The sequence below is a fragment of the Flavobacterium sp. B114r genome (assembly GCF_056824125.1).
On the sequence record NZ_CP124858.1, the window covers coordinates 3176628 to 3201352 of the forward strand.

Consider the following 24725-nt stretch of genomic DNA (forward strand, 5'->3'; position numbering starts at 1 on the left):
GGTTGTGGCGAAAAAATTTATTGTTTCAAAAATACGATTAATGGTTTTATAAATTGATCAAAAGATTCAATATGCGGTAAATGTCCGGTATTGGGAATTTCGACCAATCTTGAGTTGGGAATTGTTTTTTGTGTTTTTTTACCCAATTCCAGATAATTGCCCATAGTTTTTCTAACTTCTTCAGATACCAGCGGTTTTCCTATGGCTGTTTTATCTCTTGTTCCGATAATTAAAAGTGTTGGACTTTTGATATTTTTAAATTCGTATAAAACAGGCTGCGTAAAAATCATATCATACATCAAGGCTGAGTTCCATGCTACTTTTGCATAATCTGGAGCTGTGGTCCAGCCAGCGCCGAGTTCAGCCCATTTTTGAAAATCAGCGTTCCATTTTCCATCATAATAATTCGCCATTTGATAGCTTTTTATGTTTTGATAGTTTTGTTTTAACTCTGATTCATACCACCAATCTACGGGTTTATAAGGTACAACTAGTTTCCAGTCTTCTAAACCAATTGGGTTTTCGAGCACTAATTTTTCAGTAGTTTCAGGATACATCAAGGCAAATCTTGTTGCTAACATTCCCCCCATTGAATGTCCTAATACGGTTGTTTTCTGAATTCCTAAATGATCCAGCAATTTCTTTGTATTCTCAGCCAATTGCTGAAAAGTATATTGGTAATTATCCGGCTTAGATGATTTTCCAAAACCTATCTGGTCAGGAACAATTACCCTAAAACCCTCTTTTGTTAATGCCTTTATAGTAGATTCCCAATAGGCTCCGTTGAAATTTTTGCCATGCAGTAAAACTATATTCCTGTTGTTGTAGTTAGCAGGTTTGATATCCATATACGCCATTTTAAGATATTGACGCTGATTGTTTAATTCTAAAAATTGTACGGGAAATGGATATTGATAATTGGTTAGATTAATGTCAAGCGCCTTTATATTTTCTTGCTGCGAAAAGCAAAAAAACGGAAGTAAAAGCAGTATAAGTTTTATGTTTTTCATTTTCTGAATGTATTTCGTTTGGAGTAATTATAAAATTAAAGCTAACGATTTTAAAATCAAAGAATAAAATCTTAAAGTTCTCAAAAAAAAAACAGGAGAAGTTGCCCTATGTTTTTATTGTTTTTTTAAGGTCACGACTTGTTGGGGATAAGGAATGTCAATATTAGCTTCATCAAAACGTTTTTTGATACTTTGCAGTAAATCGCAATACATTATGAACCCATCTGTAGAATTTTTTGCCCATGCCCACGCTTTTAATGTTACGCTGGAATCTGCCAGAGCAACTACACGAGCAACAACTAAAGGTGTTTTTTGTTTTTTATTCTCTGCCGTTCTGGTATCTATAAAAAGTGGATGTCTGGCGATTTCTTCCTGCATTATGGCTAATGCATTTTCGATATTAGAATCATAGCCGATCCCAATTTCGATTATTTTGCAGCATTTGGTGTCATGCATATTGGTGTTGACAATAATCTGATTGCTGATAACAGAATTGGGTATGATGATTCGGTTATTTTCAGCATCTTTCAGAACCACTTGTCTTAAATTAATATCTTCGACTGTGCCCACAAAATTATTGATCGTAATTTTATCGTTGATTCGGAAAGGTTTAAAAATCACTAGAAAAATTCCGCTTACGATATTGCTCAAAGCTTGTTGAGAAGCCAAACCGGCTACTAAGGAAATAACTCCGGCTCCGGCTAAAAAGGAATGCCCGATAATTTTAAATTCGGGAATTTGTATTAACGCAAAGGCAAATCCTAAAATATAAATTACGGTTATGATTAAGTGTTTTAAAAATCTAAAACCTGTCGCATCATATTCTTTGTCCGTTAATTTACGATACAAAAAATAGTGAAGAACTTTGTCTGTCACCGCGCCCAAAATAATTGTTACAAATCCAATTATAGCGATAATGATAATTATTCTGAAGTCTTTTGCGTAATCGATCATGAGTTTTGAATTTTAAAAAATCCAAAAGACATATATATAAAATATAGTTTTTTGGATTTGATAAAGTTATGAAAAATGAATTTTATTTTATAAACCAACGAAGTCGTCACTTTTTGGAAAAATACTCAAAGCCTGAATAGCAATTTCAGGAGTTGGAGAAGCTAGTTTTCGAAGTTTTGTATCCATCCAGGCGCCATCAACGGTAATAACGGCACAAAGTGTGTCATCATCTTTTCTAAATTCGTGAACGATTGACCAGCGCGAAGCATCGGCTTTCATTTTTGATGTTTTCGTATGAAGGAATATTTTATCAGAAAGTTTTAGTTCTTTTCTAAAAACACATTCTTCTCTAAATAAAACAGGTCCAAAACTTTGCGTTTGCATCACTTTTAAGGTTAAACCCAGTTCTTCAAGAATTTCGATACGATGTTGTGCACCAAAATCGTAATAAGCACTATGACGAACGTGAAAATTTGGGTCAAGATCAGACCAGCGAAAAGATAATTCTTTAATAAATGAAGCCATTTTATATTTGTATTTTAATGATATTGAGAATGTTTTCTGAGATTGTTTACTCGGGAAACATCGTTTTTTTATAAAACCGAATTTACAAATAAAATCACAAACAGTATATTAGAAGGTGAAAGTATTAACAATTACCTTTTTTTAATTTTGCTTTTATAAGCTTTCTAAATTATCCCATGTATATTCTATTTTGTTCAGTCGCATATAATAGGGAATAAGCAGTAAAATTTCCAGTCGTAACGGAAAATGCCCGTCATTGGTTGTAAAAGGCTGAACAAACATGGAGCCAATGCAAATGACAACTCCACAAATAGCGTCTATTTTACCAATTGAGATGGCGTTAGGTTTCTCGAACCAAAGTGAATATGCTGCAAAACCTTTGAGCAGCATTATCGCAATAATAAATATTCCTGTTGCTGAAAAAGTGGTGTTGCTTGAAAAACCGTAAAGAGATAAATGTACATATGGAGTAAAGAGATTCGTAATGACAGCACCAATAGCACAAACTGCTAAAATCATAAAAAGCCAGCAAAAAGTTTTAATCCACCATGGCAAAAGTTTTCTTCTGATGATGGCGGGTTTGTCAAATTCGTCAAAGCGGCTTTCTAATTCCTGATTCATTGTATTGATTTTGTTTTGAAAGTTTGATTGCAATTATATTACCTGGAAAATAACCAAAATCATGACCGTTAACTGTAAACCTACAATGATCCAAAAGAAATTTCGGGTTGGTTTTGAAATGCTTTTTAAACCTTCTATTATTTTATTTTTAATAATCTCAGTAAAGCTTACATTTTCATCCCTGAAATCAACATCATCAAGATTCACTTTTTTAAAACCGTAGATAATGATTTTCTTTAGCCACTTGTTTTCTTTTGAATCCCTGATTTCCTGTATAAGTTTAAGTTTTAATTTAGTTTTATCAGTTCCTTTTTTTAATAAATCAGGCTGTTTAGATTTGATTTTATCGAGAACTTTATCAATAATCGGGAATAATAAAACTTCGCCTTTATCTGATAATAATTGATGAATGGTTTTTGAGATGATATATTTATTCCCAAGTGTAAACAATAAAAAAGGTATTGCAAATATTGAAACAACTGTCAAGGTGTAGCCAATTGGTCTTAAAGCAAATAATAATAGTAAAATAGAAGCGCCGTCTGCATGCCCCATTCCCGTGCCGGATTGATAAATAATAGTACACAGGGAAATAACCGAGATAAAGATCAAAAATAATTGCCCGATAATATTTATTTTGATAAAACTAAATGTTGCGCTGCCGAATAGCTTAGTTGCATATTTTAAATTGTCATTCATTGAAAATTGTTTTTTTTTGGTTGGTGGTTTATGGCGTAAAAATATAGAAAAAATATTACAAATGTTAAAAGATATTCTTTATTGCATACTTTAATCTTTAATGTTTTTGTTTATAGGTAGTTAGGGTGATTAAGCAACTATTCAGGGTTTTGATTCTTCTTCTTTTCCATCTTCTTTTCCGGCATTTAATGTTTTAACAATAAAAGGGAGGGTCAGTCCCTGACCAATCAATGTTAACAAAACAACGGCGACAGAGATAAATATAATAACGGTTCGTTCGGGAAAAGGGGTTCCGTCCTCGAGTAATTTGGGTAATCCCAAAGCAATCGCTAATGACACAATGCCACGCATTCCTGACCAGCTGATAATGATGCTGTTATTAAAGTCTAAAAGCGCATGTTCGCTAACTTTTCGTTTTCGTTTGGTATTTTGAAATGCTTTTTGAAGATTAATCTTCTGAAGAAAAATCCTTGCCATTCTAATTAGTAACGCAACAAGGGTTATGATAGCTGCGTAACCTATATAGGGCAAAATCATATCGTTAGGAATGTCTTTTAGGATATAACGAAAATTGAGTCCGATTAAGATAAAGATTAATCCATTTAATATAAAAATAATGATGTCCCAAAGGCTTCGGGATTGGTTTTTTAAACTTTCGGGAAATATCTTTTTACTGAAACGGGCAATTGTTAATCCTAGAACAACTACCGCAATTACTCCTGAAACATGCAAATGTTCTGCTATCAAATAGGTAACAAAAGGCATTAAGAGCATGAAGCTAATGGTAACTTCCACATTTTTTTTATGAACTCTGCTTAGTATAAAAGCGAGGATTTTTGCCATTACAAAACCTACAAGAAAACCACCTCCAAGCAATAGTACAAACTGCAAAGTTGCTTTCCATATTATAAAGGCAGATCCCATTACAGATGCTACTGCAAAGCGGTAAGCAACAAGTGCAGAGGCATCGTTTATGAGGCTTTCGCCTTCAAGAATGGTTAAGGTTTTATGAGATAAGTTTAATCCTTTTGTGATGCTTATAGCCGCCACTGCATCTGTTGCTGATAGGATAGACCCCAATACAAAAGCTAAAGGCCAGGTCATTCCGGGAATTATATAATAAGCTACAATGGCAATACCTAATGTTGTTAGAAAAACCAATGATATGGCTAAAGCTCCAATAGTGTTAATGTTGGTTTTGAAATCCTTGGGCGAAATATTAAAAGAGGCGTCGTACAATAATGGGGGAAGAAAGAGCAGAAAGATAATTTCCGGATTTATTTCGATTTCTCCCATCGACGGAATAAAACCAATGGCTACCCCAACAATGACAAGAAGAATTGGATAAGGTAATTTTACTTTATCAGCAAAAGCAGAAAGGCCTATTACGATTGCCAGAATAAAGATGATGATACTGTAATTTTCCATTATTAGAATTTAGAAAAATGCGAATGTAATTAATATAGGTTTGACATAGCTAAATTGTTTAGTTGCCAAAAAACGAAGTTATGAAAAATGATGTTTTAAATTTGTAAAAAAAGGCCGTAGTTATTTTAGTTTAAAATTCCTGCAATACAATTTCTTACTTGTTTAGTCTTCGTTAAAAAAATTCGTAATCGAAGTTTTTTCAAAAAGATAACGTTTGACTTTTGCCTTAGTAGTTTTGGACTCTGTAGGCTCATCCTCTTTCATTGTGTTGGTCTCGTTTATTGTTATATCTCCTTTTTCAAAATTGTAAAAAAGTCCTGTATGACCACCGGCGCCTCTATATTCTGCTTCGATCATGTTGAGAATAAAATCATTTCCGAAATACTTAAATGAACCGAAAATGTTACCACCCGGTCCAATACTGTAGAGATTGATATTTAATCCTCCGTTTTCTATAGTAATATCCTCGGTATCATATATCTTATAATCTGCTTCGTTGTATTCAATTGGCATGACTATATTTGAAACTTTGTCTAAGCGATATGATTTGTCTTTATTTTGCAAAAGAATTAGCATTGGTCTTTTAGAAATATTATTTTCCTTGTATTTCAGGACAACGGCAATATCAGGGAAACCGTCATTGTTCAGATCTCCTTCTGTTTCATATTGTACTTCATAAATGCCGGTTTTAGGAAGAAAGTCTGCAATTTTATTTCCTTTTTTCGGGTAAGTTGCATCAGGTTTGTAAGGAGTGCTTTGATCTGGTTCGTCGCTTACATCTTCATAATCACGATGAGGCAGACTATCTGTAATTTCGACATTTTTTGCAGTGCTGTCAGCGTCTGTTTTCTTTTTATTAGTACACGATTGAACAGTAATCGCGAGCAGGATTAATAGGTTAAGAGTGATTTGTTTTTTCATTTCTAAAGTTTCAATCAGGAATTTTGGTTGCTTTTAGGTCGTTTTAATTCAGTTTACTGTCAAAAGCCCTGAAATTATCGATTTTTGGCAGTGGTTTTACTATGATTTTTTTAGTTGTCTTCTTTAGGATTTTTTCAGAGCCCAATGCTTTTGTTATTTCAGTCCTTTTTCCTGTCAAAAGATTAAATTCGGTTTCAGTAGTCAGATTCTGTCCATCCCAAACTACATTGGTTATCTCTTGTAATTCGAAGCTTCCATTATTGAATTTGAATTTATGCCAAAAATGATTTTTACCAATTTCAGATCCAATATATAAATACCCCTCTTCAATAATAACATCAGGAATTTGATCGCCACGATGTTTACCATTTGGGTATTGAGGCTGCATTAAATTTTCTGTAGCTACGTTCAATTTATATTTTCCGTTTTTTTGCAAAAAATAGATTTCTAGTTTCAATGGCTGCGTTTCATTTATCGTATCCATTTTGAGTAGTACCTTATCAATTAAGCCATCATTATTAAGATCACCTTCTTTGGTTCTGATTGTGACAGTAAAATTATCTTTTAAATTTTTGGTTTGTGCGTAAATCGTAATTTGAGCGAGAACAAAAAATATCAGGATCTTTTTTTTCATTTTAGTTTTTCTTGTTTGATGATTTTTTAATGTCAGAAAATTTTATATTCAGTCCACTTTGTTCAAGGTTTTTGTTAGCGTTGGTTTTATTTTGGAAATATTAAAACGAACTTTAATCGGCATAGATTTTTACACTTTTCATTTTTTCAAAATCAAGCGTTCTGTTTTTTGAACGTAATTGAATTGTCGTTTGTTTTAAATCTGGACTTATATTTAATACAATATCAATAGACTCATTAGAATTGTTTGGATCCAGTTTTTCAAAATGGCTGAATACTTCATCTTCGTCAAACTCTAGATAGGCTTCGTATTTTTTATGATTTTTTATGAAGGTATAAATCAGATAATCAGGTAAAACTTGTTTTTGATATTTCATTTTAACAACCTCTTCGTTGAATAATTCGTACTGTTCCCCGTTAAAAAAACTTAAATCCAGACTTGATTTTGTTTGGCCAAAATGATTGATCTCTACTTTCCAATTGTATTTTTTTCGGTACTTATTAGTCCAAATCCCTATTGGGATAGGTTTGCCATTATTTACTATTTTTCTGAACTGAACATTGTCCTTGCAAGTACAAGTATCTTTCAAAACTTCTTTTATTTCATCCTTTTCTACGGCATGATGAATTTCATTTTCTTTCGTATCGATTAAGTCGGCTTTGAAGACTTCCAATTCTTTAGTATTATTAGCACCTGAAATCCATAATACTACATCACCACCGGGAGCTATTCCTGCAATTAATTCACGATAATTACTTTTTGATATCGTATCTAAATTTCCACTGTAATCCCTTTTGAATCCTTTTTTGAAATATTCGGATATTTGAGCTTTGTTTAATTTTGTACTTAATTTGTAATATTTGTTTTCTAAAAACGAAAACCAATAAAGTTCTAAACGATCCGGTAATACAATATCCGGACCGTCAGATGATTTGAAGGTGGTATCTCCATTTCCCCAATTTACTGAATAAACTTTAGCGGTTTCTAAAAGAGTATACGGAGTGCGGTCTCCTTGTACAGCGATAGTAAATTGACTTCCCGGAAGTAATTTAATCGGGTAACCTTCGGGCGTAGAAATTCCTTGCTGATAATCGTATTGTTCAGTATTATTAAAAACCTGCTCATCATTATATGTTTGCCTTTCTACAGTAGAGGTATCCCAAAGTAGGACAATGCAAACCACAATCATTAATCCAGAACTAATTACAATTGCTGATAGATTTCTTTTAAAAATAAAAGAAACTACAAGTAATAGTAAAAATTGCAGAGGAATTGCCAATAGAATTAAAAAAAAAGTAAAAACCTCTTGTGATATGTATGAGCTGTTGTGAACAATCTGGAATTGCAATAAAAATAAAAAAATCAGAATATTTATTATTCCAATGACTACTGATAGTAGAAAAATTTTAAAATAGTATTTCATCGTTTGTTTTCTCTATTACAAGATATAAGAAATAGTACAGTAAGAATGTTGGTACTCTATTGGGGTTTATTGTTGGTGTAAATGATTAGGCAATTTATTCATTCAGTTGTTTTTCTAAATTTTCAACTTCAGAAGCACCGCTTAGTCTTTTCTTAATAACATTTCCGTTTTCGTCTGTTAGGAAATGCCATGGAATTGCAAGAGATGAATTACCGTATAAATTTATTAAATCAGTATTTAATTTTTCATTTGCCCTAATATGAATCCCTTCGAGATTATAAAAAGGAATCATATCGTGCCACTGGTTTTCACGACTTTCTTTGTCTATAGAAATGTAAACCATCGTAATGTTTTTTGATTTTAACAATTGATATAATTTGGTATTGTCTTTAAACTCTGCTTTGCACGGACCACACCAGGTTGCCCAGATATCAACGTAAAATTGTTTGCCATATAATCCTTTTATCGCTTCTTTTACTGAATTGACGGCTGAAGAATTGGGAATAAATTTGATTTTTTCATTCAAAGGTTCTTCTTGTTTTTTATGAAATACCAGAACAGGTATGATAACAGGCTCCAGAAAAGGAGTGTAAGGACTTGAAGGGTATTCTTTTTTGAATTGTTCAAAAAGTGTAATCAATTCTTTTTCGTAATTTTTATTGATTGTCTCAAAGTGTATATAGGCAGCAAAATAATATTCTAACTGTGGACCAGATAAGTATTTTTTTGCATTATTAATATTGTGGGTATGAGTTAGCCCTTGTTTGTTGATTTCTGAAAGTGCTGTCAGAGTAGTTCCTTCAATAATTAAATCCTTATAGCGCAAATAATTCTCGGCGTAATGAAAAAACCACGAAGAACTTAAAATCTCGGGATTGGTTACCGGATTTGATTCAAAAATTTCGCTCCAGAGTTCTTTGTATTGTTCCTCGCTAAGTTTATTTTCTTTGTAGGGTAAGTTTAAAAGATTTATAAAAGAGACACTTCCCTGTATGCCTTTGTAAAAGTATTCTCTATCTGTCCGGACAAGGTTATAAAAATTTTTAGAAATTGTTTTGTCCTTTAATAGTTTTTTAAAACCTTCTAATTCGATCTCTTGGCTTTTCTTTATTTGTTGTTTTATGTTAGAAGGAACGCTGTCTTTTAGATACTCTTTTGTTTCGACTTCAAAATGACCGCCAACACTCATTCGGTTAGGGATTTGATTGTATAGTAATTGTCCTTTTTCGTTCTTAGATGCTACTCGAAACTGGTTTTCTTTTACCTCCGTATTAATGTGTATTTTATAAATCATTCCTGGTTCAGCAATTAAGGTTCCGAATGATTTATTTTTGTTTGATAAATCGATGAAAGAAGTTTTTCCCAGAGGAAGACTTATTTGAAAATTACCTAATGAATCTGGTTGAACAGAATCAGTAAATCCAAAATAATCTATTCCGTTTATGGGTAAAGTATATTCGATTATATCGGGGAGATTTCCTGTAATTTTTCCAATAATTTCGATATGGTCTTTTTTTATCTGTCCAATTGAGTACAGAGGAAGAAGTAATAGTAAGATAAGTCTAAAATACTGTTTCATTGAAATAGAATTTGAATATTTCAAATATATAGTATTTATATGATTAATTATTGAAGGATTTAGTGTACTATGATTTTTTGAACTTAAAAGGTTTATGAAACAATTGCAACAGCCTTAGACTATTGTCGAGATACAAGCATAAAAGAAATATGAATTTCACTAATTAAGACCAATTCTTTAGTGAAATTAATTTCTACGATTTGTGTACATGGTAGGATAGGAGCGTTATCCTTTATTTATGAAAAGCGACAGATAAAAAGATATAAGCGTCCAGAGGCTTTTACAGCAGGAAACAGCTTCTGATAATGACACGTAAAGTGCTGATATGCCACGAATGTCAGGTTTTGAAAATGTCATGTTGTCAGATTATTTTTTATGTACCGACAGGAAAACTGACAATTTTCTTTGGTTTTTTATATTGGCACAGAGATTGACTTATGCCACCTGAGTTATAAAATTAAGTATATCAAAATTAAATATATAAAAAATGGGTAAAATAATCGGAATTGACTTAGGTACGACGAACTCTTGTGTTTCTGTAATGGAAGGTAACGAAGCAGTTGTTATTCCTAACGCAGAAGGAAAAAGAACAACGCCATCTATCATCGCTTTTGTTGAAGGTGGAGAAATTAAAGTAGGTGATCCTGCAAAAAGACAAGCGGTAACGAATCCTACAAAAACGATTGCTTCTATTAAACGTTTTATGGGACACACTTTTGCTGAGACTACAAACGAAGCAAAAAGAGTTTCTTACAAAGTAGTTAAAGGTGACAACAATACTCCACGTGTGGATATTGACGGTCGTTTATATACTGCTCAGGAATTGTCAGCAATGACTCTTCAAAAAATGAAAAAAACTGCTGAAGACTATTTAGGTCAAACTGTAACTGAAGCGGTTATTACTGTTCCTGCTTACTTTAATGATGCACAACGTCAAGCTACGAAAGAAGCTGGTGAAATTGCAGGTCTTAAAGTTATGCGTATCATCAATGAGCCTACAGCAGCAGCTTTAGCTTATGGATTAGATAAAAAAGGAACTGATCAAAAAATTGCTGTTTACGATTTAGGTGGAGGTACTTTTGATATCTCTGTTCTTGAATTAGGAGACGGAGTTTTTGAAGTATTGTCTACAAACGGTGATACTCACTTAGGTGGAGATGATTTTGACCACGAAATTATTGACTGGTTAGCTGACGAATTTAAAGCTGAAGAAGGTATTGACTTACGTCTTGATCCAATGTCATTGCAACGTTTGAAAGAAGCTGCAGAGAAAGCAAAAATTGAATTGTCTTCTTCTTCAGAAACTGAAATCAACTTGCCATACGTTACAGCTACGGCTTCAGGACCAAAACACTTAGTGAAAAAATTATCAAGAGCTAAATTTGAGCAATTAACTGATTCATTAGTTAAACGTTCTATGGAGCCTGTTGCTAAAGCATTAAAAGATGCAGGTTTATCTACATCTGATATTGACGAAGTTATTCTTGTTGGAGGTTCTACTCGTATGCCAAGAATTGCTGAGGAAGTTGAAAAATTCTTTGGTAAAAAAGCATCTAAAGGAGTTAATCCTGATGAGGTTGTTGCAATTGGAGCAGCTATTCAAGGTGGAGTTTTATCTGGAGATGTAAAAGATGTATTGTTACTTGACGTTACACCTTTATCTTTAGGTATCGAAACTATGGGTGGTGTATTGACTAAATTAATTGAGTCTAATACTACTATTCCAACTAAAAAATCACAAGTTTTCTCTACTGCTGCTGATTCTCAACCATCTGTTGAAATTCACGTATTGCAAGGAGAAAGAGCGATGGCTGCTGATAACAAAACTATCGGTCGTTTCCACTTAGATGGTATTCCACCAGCGCCAAGAGGAGTTCCTCAAATCGAGGTTACTTTTGATATTGATGCAAATGGTATCATCAAAGTTTCTGCAACTGACAAAGGAACTGGAAAATCTCACGATATCCGTATCGAAGCTTCTTCTGGTTTAACAGCTGAAGAAATCGAAAAAATGAAAAAAGATGCTGAAGCTAACGCTGATGCTGACAAAATAGCTAAAGAAAGAGCTGAGAAATTAAACGAAGCTGACAGCATGATCTTTCAAACTGAATCTCAATTGAAAGAGTTAGGAAGCAAATTAGCTGATGATCATAAAGTTGCTGTAGAGTATGCTTTAACTGAATTGAGAATGGCTCACCAATCTCAAGACATTCCAGCTATTCAAACAGCTCTTGACAACATCAATGCAGCTTGGAAAACAGCTACAGAAGCTATGTATGCTCAAGGTGAACAAGGTCAAGGTCAACAAGCTGCTCCACAACAAGAGCAATCTGGAGACAATGTTGAAGACGTTGAATTCGAAGAAGTCAAATAAGTACTGATTAATATCAGTTAATAATAAGTGCTAAAGCGCTGTAAACGTAATGTTTACAGCGCTTTTTCTTTTTTATTCTTTTTTGTTTCTGCTGTTTTTTAATCATTTTTTATCATATATTTGTATCATATTTGTACCGGCACTTAAAAGGAGACAAAGTGGGACTTATGTACCCTTATGGTACCTTAATGGGAGACAAAGACTATGAAAAGATCTGATAAACAATGTCTTAATTGTGGGAAAGAATTCCTGCCTAAAACCGTGACTTCTGTTTACTGCTCGCATGTATGCAGTAAAAAAGCATACAAACAGAAGATGATACGGCTTAAAAAGGAAGTGGGGATCAAAGCGCTGGTAGATAAAATACCCCAGAACAGGGCATTTATTTCTGTCGCGGAAGCTGGTATGCTTTTTGGCATTCCCAATAAGTCCCTTTACCGGCTTGTCGGTCAGGGAAAAATTCCGTCAGTTAATCTGGGGACTCGCCTTATAAGAATAGACCGCAGAGTTATGGAAGAGATGTTCGGCCCTGCAAGCATCCTGCAGCAGGCTGAAAGCCCACCGAAGAAAAAATTATACAGTCTTGAAAAAGAGGACTGCTATTGCATCGGTGAAATAGCTCAGAGATTTCAGATATCAGAAGGTTCTGTCTACAATCATATCAGGAAATATTCAATACCTACCAGGCAGATCGGAAAGCATGTATATGCTCCAAAAAGCGAAATTGATAACTTGTATAACGCAAATGATTTTATATGAAACAATTAGCAAAAACCAAGGTGACTGTGCGTCTTCGAAAAGCAGAAGACCGAAAGGAATGGTATGTCTACATAGAAAGCTATCCTGTTGAGGTTTGTGGAAAGAAAACGCCCCAGAGAATTCGTGAATATTTAAACAGATCCATAACAACAGTGGAGTGGGACAAGAAAAGAACTGCCCGCACAGATGCAGAGGGTATAAAATCCTACAGACCCAGACGCAGCGATAACGGAATTATAATGTGCAGAAGCGAGAGCGACCGCGAGATAATGCTCTATGCTGACGCAGTGCGTAATATCCGGCAGAAAGAATACGATAATACAGATCTGTACAGTGATGCTGAGAACCTATTGGCTCAGCAGAAAGAAAAAGCAAAAGAGGATTTTATTAAATACATTGCTGCTGCGGCGGCTAAAAGGCATGCCCGAAGTTCAAAATCTATGCAGATCACTTGGGAGCGCACCAGAGAATTTTTAAAAAGCTATTCAGCGGGCAGCCTAATGTTTTCGCAGATTGACAGCAGAATGGCGGAAGATTTTAAACTATTTTTATTATCAGCTCCGCAAGGAGGAGGCAAAAAAGGAACCATTTCCCGCAACACTGCGGCAACGTATTTTTCCATATTTAAAGCCGCTTTGAAACAGGCCTTTATCGACGGATATTTAGCCGTTGATTTATCTTCAAAAATAAAGGGTATTCCCGATGAAGATTCAAGACGTGAATATCTTACCATTGAAGAATTGAATACATTAGCCCAAACGCCCTGCGAAAAAGATGTCCTTAAAAGAGCCGCGCTTTTCTCGGCGCTTACAGGTCTGAGGCATTCCGACATTCAGAAGCTCCGCTGGAAAGAGATAAGTCTGGAAGACGGCAGGGCCAAACTGCATTTCACGCAGAAAAAGACAAAGGGTGTCGAATACATGCCTATTTCCCAGCAGGCTTTAGATCTCTGCGAAGAACCGAGGCTTCCCGGACAGCTTGTCTTTGAGGATCTGCCGGACCCGTCGTGGATTTCACGCCCTTTGAAAAAATGGGTTGAATCGGCAGGCATTAAAAAAAAATATTACCTTCCACTGCTTCCGCCATACATTTGCAACACTACAGCTGTCGAGCGGGACAGACATTTATACGGTCAGCAAAATGCTGGGGCATACCAACGTAAAAACTACTGAAATCTACGCCAAAGTAATAGATGAGAAGAAAAATAGAGCTTCCCAGGCAATACAATTGGAATCTTTAAAGAAATAGGCGCAATGAAAATAAAGTACTTCGAATATATCACAGTTTACCTGTCTGTTTTTTTAGTCTGCGTCTTTGTCGGTGTAATCGGAAGACTGGTGCTGCTGGAAAAAGGTGCCGATGAATATACGGCCGGCGTTTTCTTTTGGATTAGCACTGGATTTGGAGTTTTAATGTTTGCAATTCTAAGTCTATTTGTAAACGATTTGGCTGAGAGATTGGTGAATCGTTTTTTGAAGGCTAAAAAAAATGAATCGCCTGAAAGCCGCATTCCATGTGAAGACTTTATAAAAATAGAAGAGGAGCTTCAGCATGGTTTAATTAAGCCCGAACTGCCTGAAAATAAAAATTCAGCCATTGATATTCAGTAGTTAAGGGAGGAGCGGCAAAATGTAGCCAGAAATCAAAAACAGGCCAGAATTAATATCGCCGTGCGATATGCGCAGCAGGAGTTTGCACTGTACGTGTCGGATGATGATCTGGAGCAATTAGGCAGCAATATAATCATATATGCTGAAGGCCTAAATTTTGAAAAGATTAAACCGGTAAAAGTTAAAGATTTGTCCAATCTCGATCTGTATCATTTTGGCTGGAATATCTGGAATTGTTTTAAAGTCAGCAGACAGTACAAAGCCGCACAATTTTTAAAATTAACTTTTGCTGACGCTTTAAAAGATGTTGAAGTGAACAGCATTAAAACGCATCTGAAAGATGATGAACAGAAAGGGCTTATAAAGATAATAGAAGATTTTACAGTTTTGTAAATACCAATAGTTATAAAGCACTGTGTTTTTCAAGTGTTTTTGTTGTGAAGAAGGACACAGCAGAAACACTTTTTTCATTTGCACCATAACTATTAAAAACGATAGAAATGGACATAAACGAAATCTCTTTTGAGAACCTGCCCAAAGCAGTAGCACACTTAGTGAAAGAAATTGCCGAGATTAAACTTATGATTCAGAATGTACAGGTATATGAATCTAAAGAAAAAAGTATTCCTATTGGTATTGAAGAAGTAAGCCGGTTAATAGGAAAAGCAAAGCCTACAATTTACGCTCTTGTAAGGCAACGAAAAATTCCGTGCTATAAATATGGTAAAAAGCTGTACTTTTTTGAAGAAGAACTTTTAGAATGGATCTCTAAAGGGAAAAAGAAAACAATACAGGAAATCGAATCAGAAGTATTGAAGTATAATCATAATCGAAATAAATAGAGGGATAACAGCCACTAGAAATACTTATATCACTATAGTAGATCATCAAAAAGAATTTAATACAAAGGGATATATTATCTGTAAATGAATTTGAACAAAAAAAATCCTGAAAAATCTAAATTTTTCCGGATTTTACTTTTTATAGTGACAGGGACAGGACAAATTTCAACACTTTTTATGGATGATTTAAAGAGATTGGTTTATTACAAATAAGCCCTGTCTTTCATTGGTTTTATTAATTTGGTTTAGATGTCCTGTTGAGTAATGTCTTTTGGTCATATGATAATGCATAATGTACTTAAAAAAATCTTTATAAACCTTAATATCGACAAAATTGCAATTATATCTGGTGAGATAAATTTGTCGATTATATTAATAAATTAATTAAATTAATGAGTGTTAAAGTTTTTTTTAAAAAAATAACTAAATTTTAACATTGTTTGATTATTTATAATAAATTTGATTCTTCTATAAATACCAAGCCTATGAAAAATAACTTTACTTTTAATTTAATGTGGTTGCTTTATATTTTTTCATCTATTATTAAAGAACAAACCCAGTTTTTTGAGTACTACCTTCAAATTTATTAAGTATCAAATAAAAGTTATTTAATCAATTGATAGCTTCAATTATTTAAAAAAAAAGAATTACGACTAGTTAATTTCTGAAAATAATAATAAACTACTTTTTTGATGTTTCAATATTAATATTAAAGCAAATGTCTATTATTTTCTATAAAAACAGAAAACAATCCCAATAAATTTAGAAAACCCAACTAATATATCAATTATGATGAGAAAATTTTACTTATTAATTTGTTTGTTAATTGTTCAGATGACTGTCTATGGGCAGACAAGAACACTTGATTTTGCTAATGTATCAGGTGATCCCGTCAATGGAACAAAATTAGGAACAACATCTTTCACGCAGACTACTGCTGCTCAGGAAAGCTGGACATTTACAATGGCAGCCAATAGCGCAAGTTTTTGGACATATAACGATCAGACACTTTGGCTTCAATCAGGAGACCCAACTCCTACATCAACCGGTAATGCCAAAACATCCATAAAACGGGCTGATGGTCAGAATTTTAATTTTAATACGATTAATTTTCAAACTTTTAGCCAGGATCAGTATTTAAGAATTGAAGGCAAAAAAGCGGGGGCGTTAAAAAACACCCAAAACGTTTATCTTGCAGCTGCCAATACATCTTATCCATATAGTTTTACAGGCTGGACGGATATTGATGAGGTGGTGCTGACCATCACTACAAATGCTCAATTTCCAAATAATACCAGTGCATCCGATTTTTATGTGGGCGTAACAAGCTTTACTTATGATCCTTCTCCAAAGATAATTACAAATGCGCCAACACCTGTAGGTGGTACCACTGCAACCTTTAATGGGAATTTGGTAAGCGCTGGTTTTGCCACAGTAACAGAAAAAGGCTTTGTTTATTCAACAACCCTTAATCCTACCACGGCCAATACCAAAAGAATAGTTGCTGGAACAACAGTAGGTACATATTCATATAATGAAACAACACTGTCGAATTCTACAACCTATCACGTACGTGCTTATGCCATAAATAGTGTTGGTACTGCTTATGGAGTGGATCAGCAATTTACCACTTCAGCACCACCAACGGTAACGGCCCTGAGCCCAACCGCTGGCCCGACCGGTGGAGGCACCAGCGTGACCATTACCGGCACCAACTTCACGGGGGCAACTGCGGTGCGCTTTGGTGCTACGGCGGCTTTAGGCTTCACCGTTAACTCGGCAACACAGATCACAGCGACCGCACCGGCAGGAACAGGCACCGTTGATGTGCGCATCACTACAACAGGTGGCACCAGCACAACTAGTGCCAGCGACCAGTTTACCTATGTCGCCGCACCAACTGTAACGACTTTGAGTTCAACTAGCGGCCCGACCGGCGGAGGCACTACCGTGACCATTACCGGCACCAGCTTCACAGGGGCGACGGCTGTGACCTTTGGCGCTACGGCGGCTTCAGGCTTTACCGTTAACTCAGCAACACAGATCACAGCGACCGCACCGGCAGGAACAGGCACCGTTGATGTGCGTATCACTACAACAGGAGGCACCAGTGCGACCAGCGCCAGCGACCAGTTTACCTATATCGCCGCACCAACGGTAACGGCCCTGAGCCCAAGCGCTGGCTCGACCGGTGGAGGCACTACCGTGACCATTACCGGCACCAGCTTCACAGGGACTACGGCGGTGACCTTTGGTGCTACGGCGGCTTCAGGCTTCACCGTTAACTCGGCAACAGAGATCACGGCGAGCGCACCAGCAGGAACAGGCACCGTTGATGTACGCATCACTACAACAGGTGGCACCAGCGCAACTAGTGCCAGCGACCAGTTTACCTATGTCGCCGCACCAACTGTAACGGCATTGAGTTCAACTAGCGGCCCTGCTAGCGGAGGCACTAGCGTTATTATTACCGGGACTAACTTCAGCGGGGCGACGGCGGTGACCTTTGGTGCTACGGCGGCTTTAGGCTTCACTGTTAATTCGGCAACACAGATCACGGCGAGCGCACCAGCAGGAACAGGCACCGTTGATGTCCGCGTCACTACAACAGGTGGTACCAGCGCAACTAGTGCCAGCGACCAGTTTACCTATGTCGCCGCACCAACTGTAACTGCTTTGAGCCCAACTAGCGGCCTTGTCAGCGGAGGCACTAGCGTGATCATTACCGGGACTAACTTCACGGGGGCGACTGCGGTGCGCTTTGGCGCTACTGCGGCCATAGGCGTCACCATTTATTCGGCAACACAGATCACAGCGACCGCACCTGCAGGAATAGGCACCGTTGATGTGCGCATCACTACAACAGGAGGCACCAGCGCAACTAGTGTCAACGACCAGTTTACCTATGTCGCCGCACCAACTGTAACGGCTTTGAGTTCAACTAGCGGCCCTGCTAGCGGAGGCACTAGCGTGACCATTACTGGCACCAACTTCACGGGGGCGACGGCAGTGACCTTTGGTGCTACGGCTGCTTCAGGCTTTACCGTTAACTCGGCAACGCAGATCACAGCGAGCGCACCGGCAGGAACAGGCACCGTTGATGTGCGCATCACTACAACAGGCGGTACCAGCGCTACCAGCGCCAGCGACCAGTTTACCTATGTCGCCGCACCAACTGTAAGTGCTTTGAGCCCAACCGCTGGCCCGACCGGTGGAGGCACTAGCGTGATCATTACCGGGACTAACTTCAGCGGGGCGACTGCGGTGCGCTTTGGCGCTACTGCGGCTTTAGGCGTTACCATTTACTCGGCAACACAAATCACGGCGAGCGCACCGGCAGGAACAGGCACCGTTGATGTCCGTGTCACTACAGCAGGTGGTACCAGCGCCACTAGTGCAAGTGACCAGTTTAACTATATCGCCGCACCAACTGTAACGGCATTGAGTTCAACTAGCGGCCCTGCCGGTGGAGGGACTAGCGTAATCATTACCGGGACCAACTTCACAGGGGCGACGGCGGTGACCTTTGGTGCTACGGCGGCTTCAGGCTTTACCGTTAACTCAGCAACACAGATCACAGCGACCGTACCGGCAGGAACAGGGACCGTTGATGTGCGCATCACTACAACAGGAGGCACCAGCGCGACCAGCGCCAGCGACCAGTTTACCTATATCGCCGCACCAACGGTAACGGCTTTGAGCCCAACCGGCGGTCCGACCGGTGGAGGCACTAGCGTGACCATTACCGGCACCAGATTCACAGGGGCGACTGCTGTGACCTTTGGCGCTACGGCGGCTTCAGGCTTTACCGTTAACTCAGCAACACAGATCACAGCGACCGCACCGGCAGGAACAGGCACCGTTGATGTCCGTGTCACTACAACAGGAGGCACCAGCGCGACCAGCGCCAGCGACCAGTTTACCTATATCGCCGCACCAACGGTAACGGCTTTGAGCCCAAGCGCTGGCCCGACCGGTGGAGGCACTACCGTGACCATTACCGGGACCAACTTCACAGGGGCAACGGCGGTGACCTTTGGCGCTACGGCGGCTTCAGGCTTCACCGTTAACTCAGCAACACAGATCACAGCGAGCGCACCGGCAGGAACAGGCACCGTTGATGTGCGCATCACTACAACAGGAGGCACCAGTGCAACCAGCGCCAGCGACCAGTTTACCTACGTCGCAAGACCAACGGTAACGGCTTTGAGCCCAACTAGCGGCCCTGCCGGCGGAGGCACTAGCGTGATTATTACCGGGACTAACTTCAGCGGGGCGACGGCGGTGACCTTTGGTGCTACGGCGGCTTTAGGCTTCACTGTTAATTCGGCAACACAGATCACGGCGAGCGCACCAGCAGGAACAGGCACCGTTGATGTCCGCGTCACTACAACAGGTGGTACCAGCGCAACTAGTGCAAGCGACCAGTTTATCTATGTCGCCGCACCAACGGTTACAGCAGCCAAAATCAGCATTAGCGGTGCAACTGGCACAGGCGGCGCATACAAGATCGGGGATGTTGTAAGCGCAATCTGGAACAATTCTGCCAGCGGCGATAACAATTCGGGTATCACGGCAGTAACGGTTGACTTTAGCCAGTTTGGCGGTGGTGCTTCGGTTACAGCTATCGATAATAGCAACATCTGGATAGCTACATACACTATTGTTGCCGGTACTATTGATGCCACTAACAGGAATATATCCGTAACTGCAACAAATTCTGCTAGTCCAACAACTACGACAGGGACTAACAATGCTATTGTAGATAATCTGGCACCAATGGTTACCGATGCTAACATTAGCATCATCGGGGCCAGCGGAACAGGTGGTACGTATAAAATTGGTGATGTAATCACCTCTACCTGGAATAATACAGCCGCCGGAGACAACAATACGGATATTATTTCTTCGGTAACCATGAACTTTAGCCAGTTTGGCGGTGGAAGTGCAGTTGCGGCGACTAACAGCAGCGGTACCTGGACAGCGACTTATACACTTGCTGCCGGGGCAATTAATTCTACTAACAGGAATGTAGCTGTTACAGCAACAGATAATGCAGGAAATACAAAAACTACAGTTGATGGTAGTAATGCTACCGTAGATAACCAGGCTCCATCGGTAGTGATCAGCAGTACGGCTGTCGCATCCGGCGGATCAACCGGTATTTCTCCAATTCCATTCACGGTCATTTTTTCCGAGACGGTAACAGGATTTGTTGCAGGAGATATTACACCAGGAAATGCGACAATCAGTGGTTTTTCAGGTAGTGGAACAACTTATACTTTTAATGCCATGCCAACAGCAAATGGTACGGTAACGATTAGTATTGCAGACAATGTGTCGCTGGATGCAGCCGGCAATGGCAATACAGCTGCCACTCAGTTTTCTATTAACTATACACAGCCTTCTCAAATTACCGCTTCAGCTGGTGCTTTTCCATCAGCATTAAGCACAACCTATGGAACCGCATCATCATCAACCAATCTAGAGGTATCTGGCTCAGGTTTATCTGCAGGTATTACAGCTACGCCTTCATCAACCTCCAACTTTGAAGTGAGTGCCGACAATATCAGCTACAGTTCCTCTGTTACCATCGGAAGTTCTGGAACAGTATCGGGAACGGTATATGTCAGACTAAAAGCAAACGCACAAGCTGGTACAAATATTACAGAAAATGTGGTGTTAACCAGTACCGGTGCAAACAATCCAACTGTTAGCATACCATCGAGTGCAGTTGCTAAAGCAACACTAACATATACAGCGAATACTTCGTCTAAGGTTTACGGTGATGTCATTCCTGCTATATCAGGAACGATTATAGGATTTGTCAATTCAGAAACCATCTCGACAGCAACAACTGGTACACTTAGCTGGTCAACAACCGCCACAGCAACTTCGCCTGTAGGTTCATATGCAATCACTGGAGCAGGATTAAGTGCGGTTAACTATGATTTTGTACAGGCTACATCTAATGCTACGGCATTAACGGTCGGTGCAAAAACAGTTACGGTAACGACAGCAGCGAAAAGCAAGACCTATGGCGATGCTGATCCTGCAGTGACGTATACCTTTGCTCCGGTACTGGTAGGAACAGATACCTTCACGGGAAGCCTGACCCGTTTACCTGGTGAAAACGTGGGAACTTATGCGATCAACCAGGGTACTCTTGCATTGAACGGCAACTATGTCTTAAACTATATCGGTGCTGATTTAACGATAAGTACAAAAACAATTACGGTAACGACAGCAGCAAAAAGCAAGACCTATGGTGATGCTGATCCTGCACTGACTTATACCTTTGCTCCGGTACTGGTAGGAACAGATACCTTCACAGGAAGCTTGACCCGTTTAACTGGTGAAAACGTGGGAACTTATACGATCAACCTGGGGACTCTTGCATTGAACGGCAACTATACCTTAGCCTATATGGGTGCTGATTTAACGATCGGTGCAAAAACAGTTACGGTAACGACAGTTGCGAAAAGCAAGACCTATGGTGATGCTGATCCTGCATTGATTTATACCTTTGCTCCGGCATTAACCGGAACAGATAACTTCACAGGAAGCCTGACCCGTTTACATGGTGAAAACGTGGGCACTTATGCGATCAACCAGGGTACTCTTGCATTGAACGGCAACTATACCTTAGCCTATATGGGTGCTGATTTAACGATCGGTGCAAAAACAGTTACAGTAACGACAGCTGCGAAAAGCAAAACTTATGGTGATGCTGATCCTGCACTGACGTATACCTTTGCTCCGGCATTAACCGGAACAGATACCCTCATGGGAAGCTTGACCCGTTTACCTGGTGAAAATGTGGGAACTTATGCGATCAACCAGGGTACTCTTGCACTGAATGGCAACTATACCTTAATTTACATCGGTGCTGATTTAACGATCGGTGCAAAAACAGTTACGGTAACGACAGCAGCAAAAAGCAAAACCTATAGTGATTCTGATCCTGCATTGACTTATACCTTTGCTCCGGGATTAACCGGAACAGATACCTTCACGGGAAGCTTGACCCGTTTACCTGGTGAAAATGTGGGAACTTATGCGATCAACCAGGGTACTCTTGCATTGAACGGCAACTATACCTTAAACTATATTGGTGCTGATTTAACGATCGGTGCAAAAACAGTTACGGTAACGACAGCAGCAAAAAGCAAAACCTATGGTGATGCTGATCCTGCATTGATTTATACCTTTGCTCCGGCATTAACCGGAACAGATACCTTCACGGGAAGCCTGACCCGTTTACCTGGTGAAAATGTAGGAACTTATGCGATCAACCAGGGGACCCTTGCATTGAACGGCAACTATACCTTAAACTATAGCGGTGCTGATTTGACAATAGGAAAGAAAAATATAACCGTAACTGCAACATCACAAGCAAAGGCGTATGGTGCTACTGACCCTGTATTTACTTATTCGGTTTTGCCAAACCTAATAAATGGAGATGCATTTAATGGAGTATTAACAAGAGCAGTAGGAGAAGATGTAGGGACTTATGCAATTAGTCAGGGAAGTTTGAGTGCAGGTATTAACTACACTATTACTTATGCTGGTAACGATTTCACTATAACTAAAGCTGATCAAACAATTACTTGGAATCAAACTTTAGTATCTGGTTGCGATGTAGAAACCACAATTATATTAACAGCTACTTCCAGTAGTGGTCTGGCCGTAAATTATACTTCTTCTAATAATAATGTTGCAACTGTATCAAATAGTTTATTAACTATTAAAGATTATGGCTCAGCAACTGTCACTGGCTCACAAGGGGGAAATAACAACTATAATGCTGCTCCATTAGTCGTGTTACCTATAGTAAACAGTCAGCCAAATTTAATTAGAAAACAATTTGATGATGTTATTTTCTTTGATAATAGTTCAAAAAGTTTTAAATCATACACCTGGTACAAAAATGGAGTTTTAGTTCCTGGTCAAAATCAGCAGTATTACAAAGAAAATGGGGGGTTAAATGGACGTTATTATGCAGTGGCTACAAAACTAGATGGCACATTGATTATTACTTGTCCGTTAACTTTATCTCCAACAGTAGAAGAGGAATATATAAGAATTTTTCCAAATCCTGTTAAAACAAATTCAAGTTATCAACTTATTACAAATGTGCCTTCTTCAAGACTACAAAATGCTCGAATTGAAGTGTATAGCATAGGTGGTTTGTTGATAGACAATAAAATAACTAGTGAGAGTGCAGTGACTTTAGAAGCGCCAACTGCTGAAGGGATCTATATTCTAAAAATGACCTTAACAAATGGGAAATATTTTACTAAAAACATTCTGGTTAAAAATTAAATAATCAAGAGTATGAAAAATCCTCATTTTTATAAATGAGGATGGATTATTCTAATGAAAAAAACAATTATGAAATTGAATATAAAAAATACAATTGGGATAACAGCTTTTTTAATTTCACAAGTAATCTCTGCACAGTTTTATGTAGGTGTCCAATCAGGAGCAGGAAGCATTCTAAGTAATGTTAAAGAAACATCTGCCAGTCATGAACTTGGAGGAGCAGTAAAAGTGGGGTATATTTACTCTTTAAGCAATCATATCGGAATTGGTACTGGGATAGAATTTTCACAGTACAAACAGGATGTTTTCTTAAGTAATTCATCGGCAACGCTCAGTAATTTTGAAGTAGATCCTTCTACTTCTGCTTTTGAATATAGGATTACAGCAAGTAATTATAAAGAAAGACAAACCTTGCATGCTATTCAAATTCCACTTTTCCTACAGTACAAAATGAATATTAATAAAGGAATTGATTTTAATTTTAGAGCAGGAGCGAAGTACTTTTTACCTGTGAATTATAAAATAAAAGCAACGGCAACTAACGTAAATGGGACAGCTTATTATCCAGATGTTAATTTAAATATTGATGATTTACCAGAGTATGGTTTTGGTAGTCAAAAAAATTATTCAGCATCTGGTGAATACGAAACTAAGGGTATCTTAATGAGTATGTTTGAGTTAGGTTTTACATTTGATATGGGAGCAAAAAATGCTTTGTATGCAGCAATGTTTCTTGAAAATGGTTATGGTTCTATTCTTGATCAGGATAAAGATGAGTCTTATATAGGATATAACCCAGCATCAGTTCAAGAGAGAAAAGCCAATGGATTGTACAGCACTGATAAAAATGCGAAAATTCGTCCTGTTGCCTTTGGGGTGACAGTAGCATGGAATTTTAAATAAATTCATTTTTTTAAATTATAAAAGGTCTTGACTTACAATCAAGACCTTTCTAGTGATTATAAGATACAATGTTTACAAAAGTTTATTGAAATTAATTTCAATAAGCTTTTTTTATTTAGGA

The 24725-nt window shown here is 38.0% G+C and carries 18 protein-coding genes and 1 pseudogene; 9 read left to right on the forward strand and 10 right to left on the reverse strand.

Going from position 1 to position 24725, the window contains the following annotated elements; genetic code table 11:
• Positions 1-17 precede the first annotated feature (17 nt).
• From QLQ94_RS13645 to QLQ94_RS13690, 10 genes are all read right to left on the reverse strand, one after another.
• The gene (locus QLQ94_RS13645) at positions 18-1010 is read right to left on the reverse strand and encodes an alpha/beta fold hydrolase (RefSeq protein ID WP_271335302.1); all 993 of its coding nucleotides are present in this window, start codon (positions 1008-1010) and stop codon (positions 18-20) included.
• 114 nt (positions 1011-1124) lie between these two features.
• Positions 1125-1964, reverse strand: a complete 840-nt coding sequence (locus QLQ94_RS13650) for a mechanosensitive ion channel family protein (protein WP_482497464.1) — start codon at positions 1962-1964, stop codon at positions 1125-1127.
• A gap of 87 nt (positions 1965-2051) precedes the next feature.
• The gene (locus tag QLQ94_RS13655) at positions 2052-2489 is read right to left on the reverse strand and encodes an acyl-CoA thioesterase (protein ID WP_271335304.1); all 438 of its coding nucleotides are present in this window, start codon (positions 2487-2489) and stop codon (positions 2052-2054) included.
• Positions 2490-2642: 153 nt separating this feature from the next.
• Positions 2643-3110: a hypothetical protein gene (locus QLQ94_RS13660; protein ID WP_271335305.1), complete on the reverse strand. Its 468-nt coding sequence runs from the start codon at positions 3108-3110 to the stop codon at positions 2643-2645.
• A gap of 33 nt (positions 3111-3143) precedes the next feature.
• The gene (locus tag QLQ94_RS13665) at positions 3144-3806 is read right to left on the reverse strand and encodes a hypothetical protein (RefSeq protein WP_271335306.1); all 663 of its coding nucleotides are present in this window, start codon (positions 3804-3806) and stop codon (positions 3144-3146) included.
• A gap of 141 nt (positions 3807-3947) precedes the next feature.
• Positions 3948-5234 (reverse strand): Na+/H+ antiporter, encoded by a 1287-nt coding sequence (locus QLQ94_RS13670; RefSeq protein WP_271335307.1) that lies wholly within the window; start codon positions 5232-5234, stop codon positions 3948-3950.
• 162 nt (positions 5235-5396) lie between these two features.
• Positions 5397-6155 carry a hypothetical protein gene (locus tag QLQ94_RS13675; protein ID WP_271335308.1) on the reverse strand — a complete coding sequence of 253 codons (759 nt, stop codon included), beginning with the start codon at positions 6153-6155 and terminating at the stop codon, positions 5397-5399.
• A 43-nt stretch (positions 6156-6198) separates the two neighbouring features.
• On the reverse strand, positions 6199-6789 hold the full coding sequence (locus tag QLQ94_RS13680) for a hypothetical protein (protein ID WP_271335309.1): 591 nt from the start codon (positions 6787-6789) through the stop codon (positions 6199-6201).
• A gap of 112 nt (positions 6790-6901) precedes the next feature.
• Entirely contained in the window at positions 6902-8068 is a 1167-nt protein-coding gene (locus QLQ94_RS13685) for a DUF2931 family protein (protein ID WP_482497467.1), read from the reverse strand.
• A gap of 238 nt (positions 8069-8306) precedes the next feature.
• On the reverse strand, positions 8307-9791 hold the full coding sequence (locus QLQ94_RS13690) for a TlpA family protein disulfide reductase (RefSeq protein ID WP_482497469.1): 1485 nt from the start codon (positions 9789-9791) through the stop codon (positions 8307-8309).
• A gap of 487 nt (positions 9792-10278) precedes the next feature.
• On the opposite strand from QLQ94_RS13690, the gene dnaK reads away from it, so the two are divergent.
• From dnaK to QLQ94_RS13735, 9 genes and pseudogenes are all read left to right on the forward strand, one after another.
• Positions 10279-12165 (forward strand): molecular chaperone DnaK, encoded by a 1887-nt coding sequence (gene dnaK, locus QLQ94_RS13695; RefSeq protein WP_271335312.1) that lies wholly within the window; start codon positions 10279-10281, stop codon positions 12163-12165.
• A 204-nt stretch (positions 12166-12369) separates the two neighbouring features.
• A complete protein-coding gene (locus tag QLQ94_RS13700; protein WP_482497471.1) occupies positions 12370-12924 on the forward strand; it encodes a helix-turn-helix domain-containing protein in 555 nt (184 codons plus the stop codon).
• A 440-nt stretch (positions 12925-13364) separates the two neighbouring features.
• Positions 13365-13823, forward strand: a pseudogene (locus tag QLQ94_RS13705) (phage integrase SAM-like domain-containing protein); the annotation flags it as partial.
• A gap of 136 nt (positions 13824-13959) precedes the next feature.
• Complete coding sequence (locus tag QLQ94_RS13710; RefSeq protein WP_482497473.1) at positions 13960-14172, forward strand: tyrosine-type recombinase/integrase; 213 nt, start codon at positions 13960-13962, stop codon at positions 14170-14172.
• A gap of 5 nt (positions 14173-14177) precedes the next feature.
• Entirely contained in the window at positions 14178-14534 is a 357-nt protein-coding gene (locus QLQ94_RS13715) for a hypothetical protein (protein WP_482497475.1), read from the forward strand.
• A gap of 60 nt (positions 14535-14594) precedes the next feature.
• Entirely contained in the window at positions 14595-14927 is a 333-nt protein-coding gene (locus tag QLQ94_RS13720) for a hypothetical protein (RefSeq protein ID WP_482497477.1), read from the forward strand.
• Positions 14928-15034: 107 nt separating this feature from the next.
• Positions 15035-15376, forward strand: a complete 342-nt coding sequence (locus QLQ94_RS13725) for a helix-turn-helix domain-containing protein (protein WP_482497479.1) — start codon at positions 15035-15037, stop codon at positions 15374-15376.
• 963 nt (positions 15377-16339) lie between these two features.
• Positions 16340-23701, forward strand: coding sequence for an IPT/TIG domain-containing protein (locus QLQ94_RS13730; RefSeq protein WP_482499981.1), 7362 nt, complete (start codon positions 16340-16342; stop codon positions 23699-23701).
• Between the two features lie 69 nt (positions 23702-23770).
• Entirely contained in the window at positions 23771-24604 is an 834-nt protein-coding gene (locus tag QLQ94_RS13735) for an outer membrane beta-barrel protein (RefSeq protein ID WP_482497481.1), read from the forward strand.
• The last annotated feature ends 121 nt before the right edge of the window (positions 24605-24725 follow it).